The organism is Sporosarcina sp. FSL K6-1522 (assembly GCF_038622445.1).
Lineage (GTDB): Bacteria > Bacillota > Bacilli > Bacillales_A > Planococcaceae > Sporosarcina.
This window is the reverse complement of the sequence record NZ_CP152019.1, coordinates 2,919,511-2,935,293: the sequence shown is the minus strand read 5'-3', so window position 1 is coordinate 2,935,293 and position 15,783 is coordinate 2,919,511. Positions and strand designations below refer to the sequence as shown.

General features: G+C 39.5%; 21 protein-coding genes and 1 pseudogene. 21 read left to right on the top strand and 1 reads right to left on the bottom strand.

Translation table 11 applies throughout. The features are described from left to right. Window positions 1–265: 265 nt before the first annotated feature. Window positions 266–498: pseudogene (locus tag MKY34_RS14475) on the bottom strand (hypothetical protein); the annotation flags it as partial. Window positions 499–885: 387 nt separating this feature from the next. Here MKY34_RS14475 and MKY34_RS14470 point away from each other — a divergent pair. From MKY34_RS14470 to MKY34_RS14370, 21 genes are all read left to right on the top strand, one after another. Then, window positions 886–1,134, top strand: coding sequence for a hypothetical protein (locus MKY34_RS14470; protein ID WP_342511764.1), 249 nt, complete (start codon window positions 886–888; stop codon window positions 1,132–1,134). 490 nt (window positions 1,135–1,624) lie between these two features. Beyond that, the gene (locus MKY34_RS14465; protein WP_342511762.1) at window positions 1,625–2,002 is read left to right on the top strand and encodes a hypothetical protein; all 378 of its coding nucleotides are present in this window, start codon (window positions 1,625–1,627) and stop codon (window positions 2,000–2,002) included. Window positions 2,003–2,013: 11 nt separating this feature from the next. Further along, entirely contained in the window at window positions 2,014–2,175 is a 162-nt protein-coding gene (locus MKY34_RS14460; RefSeq protein WP_342511760.1) for a hypothetical protein, read from the top strand. Window positions 2,176–2,273: 98 nt separating this feature from the next. Then, window positions 2,274–2,411, top strand: coding sequence for a hypothetical protein (locus MKY34_RS14455; RefSeq protein WP_342511758.1), 138 nt, complete (start codon window positions 2,274–2,276; stop codon window positions 2,409–2,411). 209 nt (window positions 2,412–2,620) lie between these two features. After that, on the top strand, window positions 2,621–2,851 hold the full coding sequence (locus MKY34_RS14450; protein ID WP_342511756.1) for a hypothetical protein: 231 nt from the start codon (window positions 2,621–2,623) through the stop codon (window positions 2,849–2,851). A 143-nt stretch (window positions 2,852–2,994) separates the two neighbouring features. Then, the gene (locus tag MKY34_RS14445) at window positions 2,995–3,945 is read left to right on the top strand and encodes a serine hydrolase domain-containing protein (protein ID WP_342511754.1); all 951 of its coding nucleotides are present in this window, start codon (window positions 2,995–2,997) and stop codon (window positions 3,943–3,945) included. Window positions 3,946–4,700: 755 nt separating this feature from the next. After that, a complete protein-coding gene (locus tag MKY34_RS14440) occupies window positions 4,701–5,141 on the top strand; it encodes an NUDIX domain-containing protein (protein WP_342511236.1) in 441 nt (146 codons plus the stop codon). Window positions 5,142–5,294: 153 nt separating this feature from the next. After that, window positions 5,295–5,753, top strand: a complete 459-nt coding sequence (locus MKY34_RS14435) for a VOC family protein (RefSeq protein ID WP_342511752.1) — start codon at window positions 5,295–5,297, stop codon at window positions 5,751–5,753. Window positions 5,754–6,067: 314 nt separating this feature from the next. Then, window positions 6,068–6,307 (top strand): DUF3923 family protein, encoded by a 240-nt coding sequence (locus tag MKY34_RS14430; protein WP_342511749.1) that lies wholly within the window; start codon window positions 6,068–6,070, stop codon window positions 6,305–6,307. A 385-nt stretch (window positions 6,308–6,692) separates the two neighbouring features. Continuing rightward, complete coding sequence (locus tag MKY34_RS14425; RefSeq protein WP_342511747.1) at window positions 6,693–7,046, top strand: hypothetical protein; 354 nt, start codon at window positions 6,693–6,695, stop codon at window positions 7,044–7,046. A 280-nt stretch (window positions 7,047–7,326) separates the two neighbouring features. Then, on the top strand, window positions 7,327–8,268 hold the full coding sequence (locus MKY34_RS14420; RefSeq protein WP_342511745.1) for a thymidylate synthase: 942 nt from the start codon (window positions 7,327–7,329) through the stop codon (window positions 8,266–8,268). A 96-nt stretch (window positions 8,269–8,364) separates the two neighbouring features. Then, the gene (locus tag MKY34_RS14415; RefSeq protein ID WP_342511744.1) at window positions 8,365–8,853 is read left to right on the top strand and encodes a dihydrofolate reductase; all 489 of its coding nucleotides are present in this window, start codon (window positions 8,365–8,367) and stop codon (window positions 8,851–8,853) included. Window position 8,854: 1 nt separating this feature from the next. Then, window positions 8,855–9,574, top strand: coding sequence for a lysophospholipid acyltransferase family protein (locus MKY34_RS14410; protein WP_342511742.1), 720 nt, complete (start codon window positions 8,855–8,857; stop codon window positions 9,572–9,574). Window positions 9,575–9,777: 203 nt separating this feature from the next. Continuing rightward, window positions 9,778–10,617, top strand: coding sequence for a DegV family protein (locus MKY34_RS14405; RefSeq protein ID WP_342511740.1), 840 nt, complete (start codon window positions 9,778–9,780; stop codon window positions 10,615–10,617). A gap of 58 nt (window positions 10,618–10,675) precedes the next feature. Next, window positions 10,676–11,491, top strand: coding sequence for a GDSL-type esterase/lipase family protein (locus tag MKY34_RS14400; protein WP_342511738.1), 816 nt, complete (start codon window positions 10,676–10,678; stop codon window positions 11,489–11,491). A 13-nt stretch (window positions 11,492–11,504) separates the two neighbouring features. Then, window positions 11,505–12,080: a YpmS family protein gene (locus MKY34_RS14395; RefSeq protein WP_342511736.1), complete on the top strand. Its 576-nt coding sequence runs from the start codon at window positions 11,505–11,507 to the stop codon at window positions 12,078–12,080. Window positions 12,081–12,093: 13 nt separating this feature from the next. Then, window positions 12,094–12,624, top strand: a complete 531-nt coding sequence (gene msrA, locus MKY34_RS14390) for a peptide-methionine (S)-S-oxide reductase MsrA (protein ID WP_342511733.1) — start codon at window positions 12,094–12,096, stop codon at window positions 12,622–12,624. After that, on the top strand, window positions 12,621–13,040 hold the full coding sequence (msrB, locus tag MKY34_RS14385) for a peptide-methionine (R)-S-oxide reductase MsrB (RefSeq protein WP_342511731.1): 420 nt from the start codon (window positions 12,621–12,623) through the stop codon (window positions 13,038–13,040). Before msrA ends, msrB begins: the two co-directional genes overlap by 4 nt. Before the next feature lie 17 nt (window positions 13,041–13,057). Further along, window positions 13,058–13,279: a YozE family protein gene (locus MKY34_RS14380; protein ID WP_342511729.1), complete on the top strand. Its 222-nt coding sequence runs from the start codon at window positions 13,058–13,060 to the stop codon at window positions 13,277–13,279. Window positions 13,280–13,361: 82 nt separating this feature from the next. Next, a complete protein-coding gene (gene deoD, locus MKY34_RS14375) occupies window positions 13,362–14,066 on the top strand; it encodes a purine-nucleoside phosphorylase (protein WP_342511727.1) in 705 nt (234 codons plus the stop codon). A 199-nt stretch (window positions 14,067–14,265) separates the two neighbouring features. Next, window positions 14,266–15,768 (top strand): S41 family peptidase, encoded by a 1,503-nt coding sequence (locus MKY34_RS14370; protein WP_342515269.1) that lies wholly within the window; start codon window positions 14,266–14,268, stop codon window positions 15,766–15,768. The last annotated feature ends 15 nt before the right edge of the window (window positions 15,769–15,783 follow it).

Below are 15,783 nucleotides of genomic sequence, written 5' to 3'. Positions count from 1 at the left end.
GCTCTATGTTCGATGCGATTGATGGTTGCAGTGTCTCGGATCCCCAGATTATAGCGTCATCACCTTTGGCATAAGCCTCTTGAAAGGGGAGTGTGGTTAATACTAAGGATGATGTTATTAATATGGCAATCGCTTTGAAAGTTTCATAATTGTGTACCTCCTAAAGTAATAGCTTTATATACCTAGATTGTGTGTGAAAAAATATATGATTCGACGAAGCTTTGACTGAGATTTATAGAAAAGCCCCGGGGGAGAGTGGTGTTGCTCATTTTACGAAAGTAGTATTACGTGCATTCCAATCCTCTAACTTAATAAACACCCAGAAACCATAGATTCCAAGCTTAATTAGTGTCATGCCCACCACTTAATCGAGTGACCGAACAGACCGACTACAGACCCATTAAACTGCATACGTTTTCCTTCGATGACCGTGTGATTGATTTTCCAAGCATAAATCATTGTAACGGACCACGGATAACATCAGTTGATGCTCCCAATTTCTCAGAATGCAGATACAAAACAATGGCAATATCCAGCATATGTAGAAAATATAATTCCTGATTGGGGCGCAAACTTCACCGACAGTGAGCTGGGTTTCGGTTCGTCAACGGTAGGTCGAACGAGAGTATGTCAAGAGGTTGATGGTAATACAGCCGGAAATCGAGTGCTTAGGGGAAATGAAGACGCATCCCATGCACAACCTCTTCCTCTGCAGACTCAGTTAACGTTTATGGATGGGCACCAGTTCTCGAAATCCTAAACGTCCCACCCGAAATCAGCGGTAGTGACGAATCTCTAGGTACAAAAGCTGACGAGTTTTCATATAACTACACAGTTTCAGATTCTGATGCAACAATCGCTAACATTACGGAAAAACTAAACGGCGTGGTAGTCAACAGCTTCGACAACCCAACGGAACTAATACGAGAATTCACGGTCACAAAAGAACAACTCGAAACGCTTCCGTATTTTCAGTCGCATACGATTGAAATAATCGCGACCGATGACATAGGCGCGTCAACTACTCGTACATTGACGTTTACGCGCGGTGCGGAGTTGTTGCCGGAGGATACGCCGTTGCTTGATGTTGTTGAAGCGGTGTCCGAAGTGCCGTCTTTACTATCGGATGTTTAAGGCAACAGTAGAGAGCAAAGGGGGACAGTGCCAGATGACCCGTTGTAGACGGATATTAACGAGGCGATTCGGAGTATTCCAGAAGGATTTAAAGGGGCGTCTGGTACTACTATGTCCACAATTAGTCATGTTGCTGTAGTTAATTATTCTGGGTCAACAACTAATATACCTGCTGTAGTTTTCAATATGAGTGCTCTCGATTTTATACCAGAAGTCATTGAACTCTATAAAGCATAAAGCGGACTTGTCAGGGAATTTTTTGTCTACTTGGCTCAAGGAAGGTTTCTACTACTTTAATGCCAATAATAACGCTAACAGTTTGTCTGGAGCAGGTGCTGCGCAAGGTACTAGTTATAGAGTTCCTTATTTAGATGGGACAGTTAATATACCAGTAGTATCACTTTCTACTAATTTCAGAAGGGTAGCTTACGGGAAAAATGAGCAATAAAAAGGATGCAAATTATTTATTTGTAAAGGCGGTGAAGTATTCATGGAAATAGGCCAGCGAATTTCCTTTGAAATAGCAACAGGCAACGTCATTATAGATACAGGAGAACACCGAGGGTTAGTCGTTCCAACGACAATCGAACAGGACTGGCAATCGTGCACAGCATTAAACGAACGTGAACCGTCAACCATCAGCGTTATTGAACTGGAGTACGGTCAATACGCCCAAGACTTCACGGAATGTAGCGGTTACCGTGTCGACATCGAAACAGGCAAGCTAGTATTTAGTTATCCAGACCCGAACAAACCGGAGATTGAGCAGCCGTATCAAGCACCGTTGTCGGAGCAGGTCTCATCAAATATGGACTACCTATTAGATGTGGATTTTCGTTTAATGATGGTAGAGCTAGGCATGTACTAAAAAAAAATAGAATGAAAATGCACTTAACATACAACGCATTAAAATCACAGATTGGTAGAAAGCCTTACGTATCCAAGGAAGATGTGCAACAGAAGATGGATATCTTTTTAATCGGCGACCGGATCACGCAGGATCAATACAATGAATTGTTGACACAATTAGACGTAGCATAAGCTAGCGTTATTTTTTTGGAAATAAATACAATGAATACATTACTCTTATTGATAGATAATAATAACTGTTAGTAATATATATCATTGGAGGTACCATAATGAAGGGAAAATATTTGTCCTTACCTTTGGCGGCAGTGTTACTATTAAGCGCTTGTGGAGAAAAAGGTGACGAGAATGATTTTGAAGTGGAAGATCCATTGTTGGATGACGATGGACAGAATGATATAGGCACTTGACAATCGAGGGATTACATTCAGAACGTTCCGCAATGGAGCGTTCTTTTTTTTGATGCAGATTCGGACCATTATGTGTAACAGTAAACACCTTATGTGAGGTGTTTACCGTTACACTTCCTAAGTGGTTAATTATGGTACTATGGTAATGAATAGTTCTTAAACCATGTAGTTGGTTAGGAAAGAAATTCAAAAAAAGGGATGTATAAAAAGTGGATTTATTACTTTGGATAACTGTTGGTTTCATCGTAATCGGATTAGTTGTTCTTGCTTCTATGAAAAAAAGTATGGAAAGGAAGGTAGCTTTAATAATAGAAAACAAAGAAAGTATGGAAAGTAAACAGATTTCAACTAAACCCGTTGTCTGGTGGATAGTGGGAGCCACGGTATGGGGACTAGTAAGTATGTTATTAATCGTACGGTCTTTTTCTGTTTATATGTAAAATGGAGATAAGACGAAGAAATTCATTTTTTGAGAGACTGTATTTAAACAAACAGACGAGTTAGTTGAACAAGGACTGTAAAATAATCTAAATTAAATTACTGGTCAATGTTAAAAATTGTATAGAATTAATAGACAAAAAACGTGAAAGAAAGTTTAAACCTTATAAAATCTTTAGAAGAAGGATTGAAAATTGCTGAGCCAAACCAAGTATATCGTCCAGGTAAAGTCGTTGCTTATTCTAATTATTCAACTTCCCTAGCTGCATATATAGTTCAATTAATTTCAGAACAAGACTTTAATGAATATGTTGATGAACATATATTTCAAAAATTAGGTATTCTAGATTCAACGGCATATTTGTCTTTAGTAAGAAATGAGCAGATAACAAAAAACAAAGTAAATGGATATGAGCTTATTGAAGAAGGAAATTTCAAACTATCGACACCGTACTATATGTCCATGTATCCTAGCGGTGAAATTAATGGAACAGCACAAGATTTAGCTAAGTTTGCAATGGCGCTTATGCCACAATCCGATAATGAAAACGTTTTGTTTGAGGATGAAAATACGCTAGTTACAATGCTCTCGCAAAGTTATGCTATTAATGAAAATGTCCCTGGTATCGCACATGGTTTTTGGGAGTATGATGGAAATTTTAAAGGATTAACACATGGTGGAAATACAGTTTCCTTTTCAAGTAATTTTCATATCGTCCCTGAAGAAAACTTTGCAGTAATAATATTAACGAATCAAGCTTCAGAGGCTAATATTTCCTATGGACTGACGAAAGAATTAGTTGGGGAAAAAGAGATAGATGAAGTAAAATTAGCCGACTTACCAAACTCACAAATAACGGAAGGAAAGTATCTTACTACTCGCAGAATAAAAAGTGGCTTCTTAAATTTGTTTTACTATTTAATACCACTTACAGTGAAATCACTAAATGCGAATGAAATTGAAGTAAGTTTTGCAGGTATGAAAGCTGACTACGTCCAAACATATCCAAATGTTTATAAAATGATAAATGGTAGTAACATTTTTATTCCTACAAATGTTCTTTATTTTTCTATAAAGGATGGAGAAGTTAGATAAATTTCTACATCGATTTCAGATTATCTCCCTTTAGATAAAAGTATAACTTGGTTAACAATAAGTGCAGTATTATTCATTTATTGTTTAGTATACTTTATTGCTTCCCCATTCGTTTTAATCGTAATCAGTATTTTGAATCGAAGAAGAAAAAGACCTTCTATAAAAATTAGAAAATGGGTTTACCTATTAAATATTGTTGGTACAGCATTTATCGTAAATATTATTTTATTAGCAATTAGGATGTTAAGTAATAGTGATCGAGGATATTTTGAAGTATTCCCACATATAGTTGCTAATTATGTTTTAACTATTGTAAGTATTGTTTTTATTATTTTCGTTCTAGTTAATTGGAAAAGGGCAACTTTAATGAAATTCCAGAGGGCTATTTATCTTCTATCAATCGTTACTATTGTTATATTAATCTTTTTACTTATAACATGGCAGTTTTATTCTTAAGTAATGCTCAGAATTAATTATAGCGTCACTTTTTTAACTACTTGAAGAATTTCACTTAAACTAATGGGTGCTTTAGTTTAACAAGTTAAATCAACACTTAGTTGGCTTTTTTGTTGCACATCCGGACCATAACGTGAAGTGGCACGCATTAACGGAAGGTGTTTTTAATGCCTTCTAAATGGTCTATTATGTTACTGTGATAATAAATAGCTCTTCAACTAACATGAAGTTTAGTTGAAGAGTACTGTTTGATTTTTATTCCGCAAACGGGCCATTTTCTTGAAGAAAGGAGTTTTGATTTGAAGAAAATTGATGATTTAAAAGCTGGAGTTGCTGTAATTATTTTGAACCAAGAGAATCAAGTTCTATTGCAAAAAAGAGCTGATGTGGGCTTATGGGGAATCCCTTCAGGACATGTAGAAATTGGTGAAACAGTGTCTGAAGCAGTCATGAGAGAAGTAAAAGAAGAGACTAATTTAGATATAAGAATTAAAAAGCTGATTGGTGTTTATTCCGATCCTGATTCACAAGTTTTCAATTATCCAAATGGCAAGGTAGTGCATTTTATAACGACTTGTTTTCTTGCTGAAATTTCAGGTGGGGAACTTAAATGTAATTCAGATGAATCGCTTGAAATTAAATTTTTTGGTCAGGATAACCTACCAGAAGATTTGTTAACAATGCACCCTCAATGGTTAGAGGATGCTCTTTCAAAAAAGGAAGCGGCATTTATTCGCTGACCAATATTCTAGAATCGGGTTCGTTAGTTGAACAAGAGGAGATCGTCTATTGACGGTCTTTTTTATGTCGCATCCGGACCATTATGTGTTGTAGTGAAGAAAGAAGGAATCCTTTCACTTTTGTCGAATGATGGGTGAAGGGAGGTTGGTCTGTTGATTAAAGGTTTATATGAAGCACATTTGCCTGTAAGTAATCTTGAAGCTTCTATAGAATTTTATAAAAAACTAAATTTAGAAATTGCCTATCAAAAAGAGAAATTAGTATTTTTTTGGATTGAGAAAGGACATAGCTGGTTAGGGTTATGGGAAACGGATAGAGTTGACACGCCATATCATCCATCTTTGAGACATATTGCTTTCCACGTTGATAAAGAGGATATAGGGGTTGCAAAAGAATGGTTAGAACAAAAAGGAATACAAGTAAAGACTGACTTTGGTTTTCGACCAGAAAAGCAGCCACTTGTTTTGCCCAATAATCCTCATGCTCACGCAGCGATATATTTTCAAGACCTAGATGGAAATTCACTTGAATTAATAGCTCCTTTAAGGCTGGATTTTGAGGAAGAGTTCGAAATGATGTCGTTGGAAGAGTGGAAAAGGAGAAATGACTAATCGTAACAAAAAGCCGACATATTAATTGTTGGTTTTTTGTTGCGAATAAGGACCATTGTGTGTAGCACCAAGCACCTTTATGAGGTGTTTTTTTAACGCCTCTAAATTGGGTGATTATGGTGCTGTGGTAATGAATGTTTCTTCAACTAACATGAAGTTTTGTTGTAGTGTAGTTTATTGTGAGAGTGAAGAACACAACAGAGTTTTATACATCTCAAGTCCTAGCTTAAAATATGTCTCAGGTTCACTAACAGGAATTCATTCGCATGGTAAGATAAAAATAAATAAAGACGTAGTGGAATAGAGGGAAGAGTATGAAAAAGCTATGGCTCTTTTGGTGGATTGCTAATATTTTTTGGTTTGCCATTTTTGCAATAGGTACAATTTTCATTTGGATAAGAGAGGTTGATGGCGCAGGTGTTACTCAAACACCTGAGGCAAAATTAGCGGCATTTATAGTTTTGTTAATCGCATTTACTTTACCAGTAATAATTCAAGTTGTATGGCTAATCGTTAACCTGATAATTAATAGTAATAAAAAAGTTGGACTTTAGTAGATATAAAATGATTTTATGTATTTAAGAAATTAGAATACCATGCAATCGGTTGCGTTAATTGAACAAGAGGAGATCGTCTATAGACGGTCTTTTTTCATGTCGTATCCGGACCATTAAGTGTCTTAAGCAAAATGAAGGATTCCTTCCCCTCTTGTCGAATGGTGGATGAGAGGTGGTTATGGTGATCATTCCGGTGAAAAGAGAAGTTATTAATTTTTAAAGGCGAGCCTTTTATCGTGGACTTGTGGGAAGTGGAGGGTAAATATAATGCTCACGCTCAACAAATATATGTTGATGACTACCGAGTTGGTCACGTTGAAGGCTTACCATCAGAGTCAATTGCGGAATTCGAAGTGATTAGAAAAATACAGAAAAGATACGAATGAGAACGTCCATCCGGGCGTTCTTTTTCTTTACCCAAAATAAAGAGGCGATCAATATCGATGCTTTAATTATTGGTGCAGCCGGAGTATTCGGTGTGATTTTCGGGATAGCGATTAATTATTTCACTTTTAACCAGAATCGTGACAAAGATGTAAAAGAAGATGCTGCGGCTGAAAAGGCTGTTGTAAGGACTAAGTTTGATCATATAGTGATCGGTGTCGATAACATCAGGGGAAATGTAAAAGCGCAAGAAAAAAGTACTCGGACATCGTTTGTGGATTTGAATAAAGAGTTTGTGCAGTTTGATGAGTCTACGAACATCAGCGCATTTGAGGCGGTACTTATCGCTTGATTCCGTTCGTGCGGTTGAAGGTGAGTACGAGTGGAAGGTAAACGGTAAATAAAAACAACTCCCAAGTGCACTTCAGAAGAATATCGCGCACTACATTTAATTATGAAAGCTGAGATACATCAACATCGCGCTCACACAGCGCCTAATACTACGAACCGCATTGAATACTGGACCAAAAACACACCGCCCAAGTGGTTATCTTAAACCATTCGGGTGGTGTTTTTATGTTATTTCACAGCTTTTTTGCTATACTAAAATCAAGTGCAAGGAGGCTTTAATAATGAAGCAGTATTTAGAATTATGTAAACATGTTTTGGAAACAGGAACGAAGAAGGAAGATCGGACAGGAACGGGAACAACTAGCGTCTTTGGATATCAGATGCGCTTCGATTTAAACGAAGGGTTTCCACTCATGACAACGAAAAAGACAGCGTTCCGATTAATCACGTCTGAATTGCTATGGTTTTTGAAGGGCGATACGAATGTCAAAACGCTGATTGAAGATCGTAATCCAATTTGGGATGAGTGGGCGTTTGAACAGTGGGTGACAAGTCCTGAATACCAGGGACCAGATATGACTGATTTTGGACGGCGTGCTGCAACGGACGAAGCTTTTGCAGCTATTTACAAGGTTGAAATGGACGCATTTAAAAAACGAGTAGTAGAAGATGAAGCTTTTGCAGCAAAATATGCTGATTTAGGCCCTGTTTACGGTAAACAATGGCGCTCTTGGTCAACAGGCGAGGGCTCGATTGATCAGATTGCTAATCTCATCGACGGCATTAAACGGAATCCTGATTCTAGACGCCATATTGTAACGGCTTGGAATCCGTCTGAAGTAGAAGATATGGCATTGCCACCGTGTCACGCACTGTTCCAATTTTATGTAGCAGATGGCAAATTATCTTGTCAGCTCTACCAGCGCAGTGCCGATATATTCCTTGGGGTGCCATTTAACATTGCTTCGTATGCATTACTTGTGCATTTAATCGCCCATGAATGTGGACTCGGTGTCGGTGAATTTGTGCATACGCTAGGCGATGCGCATATTTACTCCAATCATATTGAACAAGTCAATGAGCAGCTGACACGTGAACCTAAAAAGCTACCATCATTGAAATTGAATATTGAAGGGAAATCCATTTTTGATTTAGAAATGGCGGATATTGAGGTCGAAAATTACGACCCTCATCCAAGAATTTCAGCGCCAATTGCAGTATAAATGAATACTTGTACGACCTGCTCTAGCAGGTTTAACTTGATTTAGCTTTAAGTTAAGCCTCCGGCGGATGTCGCGGATTTTGAAAGGAAGATTTTAATGATTTCATTACTTGTAGCACATGATCCGAATCGGGTCATTGGTGTAAATAACGAATTACCTTGGCATATACCAGAAGACCTTGCTTATTTTAAAAAAATCTCGATGGGTAAGGCGATGGTGATGGGGCGCAAAACTTATGACTCCATCGGCCGACCGTTACCTGGCAGGCTCAGTATCATTGTAACGCGCAATGAGGCTTATACAGCCGAAGGGGCTGTCGTTGTACACAATTTAGAAGAGGCGATAGCGAAGGCAAAAGATTATGCAGATGAGGTCATGATTATTGGTGGCGCAGAAATCTTCCGTTTGGCAATTGATATCGCAGATCGCTTGTATATTACAGCAATTGATCGAGCATTTGACGGCGATACATTTTTCCCGACATATCAAGATGAATGGCAATGTGTATCGACTTCTGAACAACATGTTACCGAAGAGGGTGTTCCTTATTCATTCCTTATTTATGAAAGGAACGCTGCAAACTAATATGTATAATACGATTCGGACATTTTCCTATCTATTTGGGTATTTACCATTTACGTTACGAAAACTTAGTCAAGTAAAAAAGTTGAATCCCGAGCTGACGCCTGATGAGCGAGATGCCATCGTTGATGAAGTACCTAAAAAGTGGGCGGCGGGTATTATGAAGCGAACAAAAAGTACAATTACAATGACAGGGGCCGAACATTTACCAAAAGGCCCTGTCTTACTTATTTGCAACCATGAAGGCAATTTTGATATTCCCGTGCTCATTTCTACACTACCGAAACCGTTTGGCTTCATTTCTAAGATTGAAGTAAAGAAACTGCCAATTATTAATGAGTGGATGGAGCATATGAATTGTGTGTTTATCGATAGAATGGATCGAAGAGGTGCAATGAAGGTCTTATCTGACTCTGCCGATAAATTACAACAAGGGCATTCGATTATTATTTTCCCGGAAGGTACACGCAGTAAAGGAGCGGGAATGCAACCATTTAAACCTGGTTTTGCAAAAATCGCACAGGATGCAGGTGTGCCGATTGTCCCTATTGCTATTCATGGGACGTCCGCAATTATGGAAAAGAACAATAACAAGATTCGTCCTGCACATGTGCAAGTGGTTATCTTACCACCCATTGGTGCGGAGACGGTAAAGGACTTGAAAAGGCCGCAACTAGTAGATCTTGCGGAAGAACAGATTCGGCAAGCATTGCTTTCACTCTAAGCAATATAAACATGTTCTTACATACAGGCATTTGGTTTGTTAAACGATGCAACTTTATTGGCATAAGATGTGACTGTCTGCACATAAGGAATAAGGAACGACAATTCTCTTTGGCGATTTTTTGTAAATCGAATGCAGCAATCAATGCTAGAGACCTCCTGAATTTAAATAGGAGTGTCCACTACGAGAGAGGAGCACAAATGATGAAAAAGATTCATATAGTTACAGATTCAACAGTTGATTTGCAGAAGGAAGAGTGTGAAAAATATGGTCTTCATGTCGTTCCATTAACTATCCAAATAGATGGAGAAACGTATATTGATGGCGTGGATATACAACCTAACACATTTATAGAGAAAATGAGACATTCAGCCCAACTACCTAAAAGTTCGCAACCAGCAGCCGGCGTTTTTAAAGAGTTATACGACAAACTTGGTGCAGATGGCAGCGAAATTATTTCGATACATATGACAGGCGGCATGAGCGGAACAGTAAAGTCTGCCCAAACAGCAGCAGATATGACAGATTCAAAGGTAACAGTAATCGATTCGATGTATATTTCGCAGGCATTGACGTTCCAAGTTGTAGAAGCTTTAGAAATGGCTAGGCAAGGAAAGACCGTTGAAGAAATTGTTGAACGCTTACAAGTTGTACGTAAAAAAACGTCATTGTTCGTCGTCGTAGACGTGCTAGACAACTTAGTAAAAGGCGGACGAATCGGCAAAGGGAAAGCAATGCTAGGTTCCTTGTTGAACATTAAACCGATTGCGACGTTACAGGATGGCGTGTATACACCAATCGGTAAAGCAAGAAGCCATAAACAAGTTGTATCGCAACTATTCAAGGCGTTCAAGGAAGAAACTGCTGGGAAAATTGTTCGTGGCGTAGGAATTTCCCATGCTAATGGGCTCGCAATGGGAGAGCCTTTGAAGAAGCTGATTGAAGAGACAGGTATTCAAAATGTCAACTTGACATTTACTACGCCGATTATTAGTACGCACACAGGTGAAGGGGCAATTGGCTTCATGTACTATACAGACTGATACCCGACATGTATTTTGTGGCAGACGTATTTGACTAGAGAAAAGGGGAACTATTCGTATGAGAAGATTTTTCATGTTGATGATCACCTTCTCACTGTTCGTAACGGGCTGTAGTGCGCCGTTCACGAAAACGACAGATTCGTTGGCAAAACGTGAAGACATCGCGTTTTCGGAATGGGATGTTCCAGGCTACTTTATTCCCAAAAGGCTCCAAGTAGTTGGTCTTGGTGATTCACTGACGCAAGGGGTTGGAGATGAGCAGAAAAAAGGCGGTTATTTTGGTCGAGTTTCTGAAGAAATGATTGAATGGAAGGGCGTCGTTGACGTTGATGCGAGGAATTTGGCGAAGCGTGGGCGAAGAAGTGACCAGCTACTCGATCAGCTTGAAGATTCCTCCATTCAGGCAGCAGTTAAAAAGGCAGATGTCATCTTGCTGACAATCGGTGGTAATGATGTCATGAAGGTCGTGAAGAAAGACATTTTTAATATGAAAAAAGAGGCTTTTTACATTGAACTTGGGAAATTTGAAAATCGGCTCGATGAGGTGTTCAGTACAATTCGAGCGCTAAATGGTGATGCGATTATTGTCGTAGCAGGCTTGTATAATCCATTTTCGATTGTGTCTGATGAAGTCAATGAATTTGAAGACATTATTACTGATTGGAATGAGGCCATCGAAGTTCGTTCGGTGCTAGATGGCAAGTCATGCTTCGTTCCTGTAGCCGATTTGTTCGATTCGAATGCGAATATGGTGTACCACACCGATTTCTTTCATCCGAACGCGAAAGGTTATGAATCAATGGCGGATCGTTTCCTTGAAAAAATTGGGGAATGTAATTTGCTACAACTATCGGACGGGAAATTGGATATGTAGGAGATGAAGACGCATGAATCGATGGAAATTAAGCTTTTTCGCCCTTGCGGGACTAATTGTAGCTGCAGTTGCATACCTCATTTTTTTAATCGGCTCCCCTGCTTCGTCAGAGCCTTTGCCTGATGCAAAAGTGTTGGATGGCTCTGACTATGTCTTGGAGGTTGAGGCGACGAAGGAAGATTTTGAAGGCATTGCAAATACGTATATAAAAAAAGCGATGAAAGGCGAGCCCCTGCCTGTAAAAATGGAAGTTGGCAAAGATGTCACGCTTTTTTCCGAAATGACGGTATTTTCTTATACACTTCCTGTCATTATGCACTTTGATCCCATTGTACGAGAAGATGGAAACTTAATCTTAAAACAATCGTCTATGGAAGTAGGACAATTGAATATTCCACCCTCTACCGTTTTGAAAATCTTGAGAGATTCTGTAAAGCTCCCACCTTGGATGATTGTCCGTCCAAAGGAGGAAGAGTTGTTCATCGACCTTTCGAAAATCGCTATTTCAGATGATTTACAAGTACGAGCGAAGACCTTCAATTTGGAGGAGAATGAAATTATTTTGGAAATCATTATTCCGAAAGAGTAAAGGAGACAGGACGATGGCGAAATCTTTAGCGACTTTTGCAGGTGGTTGTTTTTGGTGCATGGTAAAACCGTTTGATCGTTATGAGGGCGTTCTTTCTGTGCTTTCCGGTTATACGGGTGGTGATGTTGAACATCCGTCCTATGAGCTTGTTTGTACAAACACGACGGGACATCGAGAAGCCGTGGAAATTACTTTTGACGATGAAGTGATTTCCTATCGTCAATTGCTAGACATTTTTTGGCGTCAGATTGATCCAACGGATACAGGTGGACAGTTTTTTGACCGTGGCGAATCTTATCAGACCGCAATTTACTACCATAATGTTGAGCAACAGCAAATGGCCGAGCAATCTAAGTCAGAGCTAGAAGCTTCAGATAAATTCAATAAGCCCATTGCGACAGACATTCTGCCAAGTAAGCCATTTTTCGCAGCAGAAGAAGGGCATCAAAACTACTATATGAAAAATCCTACACATTACAATCGTTATGCAGTTGGTTCAGGTCGTGAACAGTTTAAATCTGATAATTGGGGTGACGAAGCATGAAAGAGGATTTGAAAAAGACGTTGACGGATATGCAATATTACGTCACACAGGAAAACGGTACAGAGCCCCCTTTCCAAAATGTGTACGACAATCATTTTGAAAAAGGTATTTATGTAGATATTGTCTCTGGAAAACCTTTATTTAGCTCGGCGGATAAATTCAATGCGGGCTGTGGGTGGCCAAGTTTCACCCAACCACTCGATACAGAAGAAGTGACAGAGCACTTTGATACGAGTCATGGTATGCGAAGAACGGAAGTACGTAGTAAAGCAGCAGACTCACATCTTGGACATGTATTTCCAGATGGACCTGGTGAAAATGGACTGCGCTACTGCATCAATTCTGCCGCCCTTCGTTTCATTCCCGCTGATCGTCTTGAAGAAGAAGGATACGGCCAGTTCAGTAGCAAATTGTAAGGATGGGAGATAAGTACATGGATAGATCCTTTTACCGTTTTGTCTTGTCATTTCGAGGCGGAATAAAAGATGATTTGCTATCGACTTTTGCGGAAAGTATGTTCAATGATTCCAGTTTTCCGAAAGAGGAGAAAGACTTTGATCCGCTATCACGATATATAGAGGAAAAAGCAGAACCAGAAATGCCATCTGTCATTTTTGATGAGTTGTACAAGCTGTATGAGGAGCGTTTCCGTTAACGAGAGATCCGCGTCTTCATTGCATAATGGTTTGTTTGAATGTATGATGGAAAAAGATTATTTGAAAGCGAGGCTATCCGATATGAGTATACATATCAATGCAAAAAAAGGTGACATAGCCGATACGATTTTGCTACCGGGAGATCCTCTCCGTGCAAAATATATTGCCGAAACATTTTTAGAAGATGTCACACAGTACAACGAAGTTCGTAACATGTTTGGCTATACAGGTACTTACAAAGGCAAGCGTATTTCCGTACAAGGCACAGGTATGGGTGTCCCATCCATCTCGATTTATGTGACAGAATTGATGCAGGAATACGATGTGCAAAAACTGATTCGTGTTGGGACTTGCGGTGCCATTCAGAATGACGTTCACGTACGTGATGTCATTATTGCACAAAGTGCTTCTACCAATTCAAAAATGAATGAGCTTATTTTTGACGGTGTTAGCTATGCGCCAACTGCTAATTTTGACCTACTATTGAAAGCCTACAATGCTGGAGTGAAAAAAGGCCTCAATTTAAAAGTTGGGAATGTCTTTACTGAAGATGTCTTCTATAACGAACATGCACAGCATGAAAAATGGGCACAATATGGTGTGCTGGCAGTTGAAATGGAAGCAGCCGCACTGTACACGCTTGCAGCGAAATTTGGTCGTCAAGCACTAGCGATTCTCACTGTTAGCGATCATATCCTAACAGGGGAAGCAACATCATCAGAAGAGCGCCAAACAACATTTAACGAAATGATTGAAGTAGCGCTTGAAGCAGCAATTCAAGAATAATCGTAATAGACGATGGACCGCCCGCAATATATAGCGGTCCTTTTCTGAACGAACTCTTATCTTTATTCAGCGGAAGACTCCCACCTTTATAGGTGTTAGGATGAATACGATTTTTTTACTGTTCAGCGGGTATTCAAATGCCCGCTGAACAAAGATAAAGCCTCCGGCGAATATAGGAGAGTGGAAAGTGGGAAATAAGATGGAAGAAAAAGAAAACACCGACCTTGAGCAAGGGAACGGATCGGGACATCAACCACCGGCAAAACGGTCGATTAATTTAAAACCGTTCTCCTTCGTTATGCTTGTATTTGGTCTCGTCTTAGTTACAGCTGCCATAACGTTCTTTGTGTTAACAACGGGCGAAGATAAAGTGGTGGAAGTAGTCAATCCACAAAAAACAGCAATAGACCGTAAGGAATTTAAAAAGCTGTACGATGCGTATGATGAAATGAAAGCAAATTACTATGAAGATATTGATGAAACAGCAATCATTGATGGTGCGATTAATGGCATGATCGATGCACTTGGTGATCCCTATACAGATTATTTGAATCAAAGTGAGGCGCGTCAATTGAACGACAGCATTGCTTCGAGTTTTGAAGGGATTGGTGCCGAAATTCAAGAACAGAATGGCTTCATTAAAGTCGTTTCTCCTATTAAGAACTCTCCAGCGGAGAAAGCGGGCATCTTAGCGAATGATTTAATCGTTGCGGTAGATGGTGAAAGTATCCAAGGTCTTTCTTCATCAGAAGCAGTGTTACTTATTCGCGGGGAAAAGGGCACAACGGTTACGTTATCCATTAAACGTGGGGAAGCAACTGAACCTGTTGATATGAAAATTGTGCGGGATGTTATTCCTGTCGAGACTGTTTATACAGAGATGCTAGAAGGTGACATTGCCCATATCCATATTACAAGTTTTTCAGATGGGACGTATGATGAGCTACTACTTGCTTTAGATGAGATGGAAGCCCAAGGTATGAAAGGCTTAATCGTCGATGTGCGACAAAACCCTGGTGGGAGATTGGACAAGGCAATGCAAATTTCAGATCTTTTCGTAGAGAATGGGAAAAATCTATTCCAATATGAAGTAAAAGGTCAAAAACCTGAAGTATATACAGCTGAAGGCAATCGAAAAGTCACTGTTCCTGTAGCGCTTGTCATTGATGATGGCAGTGCGTCAGCATCTGAAATACTGGCAGGAGCATTAAAAGAGTCTGCGGGTATTCCGCTTGTTGGTGTAAAGACATTTGGTAAAGGAACTGTCCAAACACCGATGGATCTTCCGGACGGCTCTAATTTGAAGCTAACTACTGCGAAGTGGCTTACGCCGAACGGCAATTGGATTCATAAGAAAGGGATTGAACCTGATATCCCTGTACCGTATCCATCGTATGCGATGCTACCATTCCTCGACCCAGCTACGGAGATGAAGGAAGGTATGCTCACACCTGCTATTAAATCTGCAGAAGAAATGCTTGAAGCGGTTGGCTACAATCCTGGTGAAATCGATGGTGCGTTCGATAAGCAAACAGCACAAGCTGTTAAAAAGCTACAACAAGATTTAGCACTCGAGCCGACGGGTATTCTTATTGGAGATACAACGTTAGGTTTGATGAACAAATTACGGACGAAAATCCAAGATGAAGATCCACAACTACTAAAAGCAAAAGAAGTCTTGCTTGAAAAAATAGCAAACTAACAGAAAAGCGTCCAG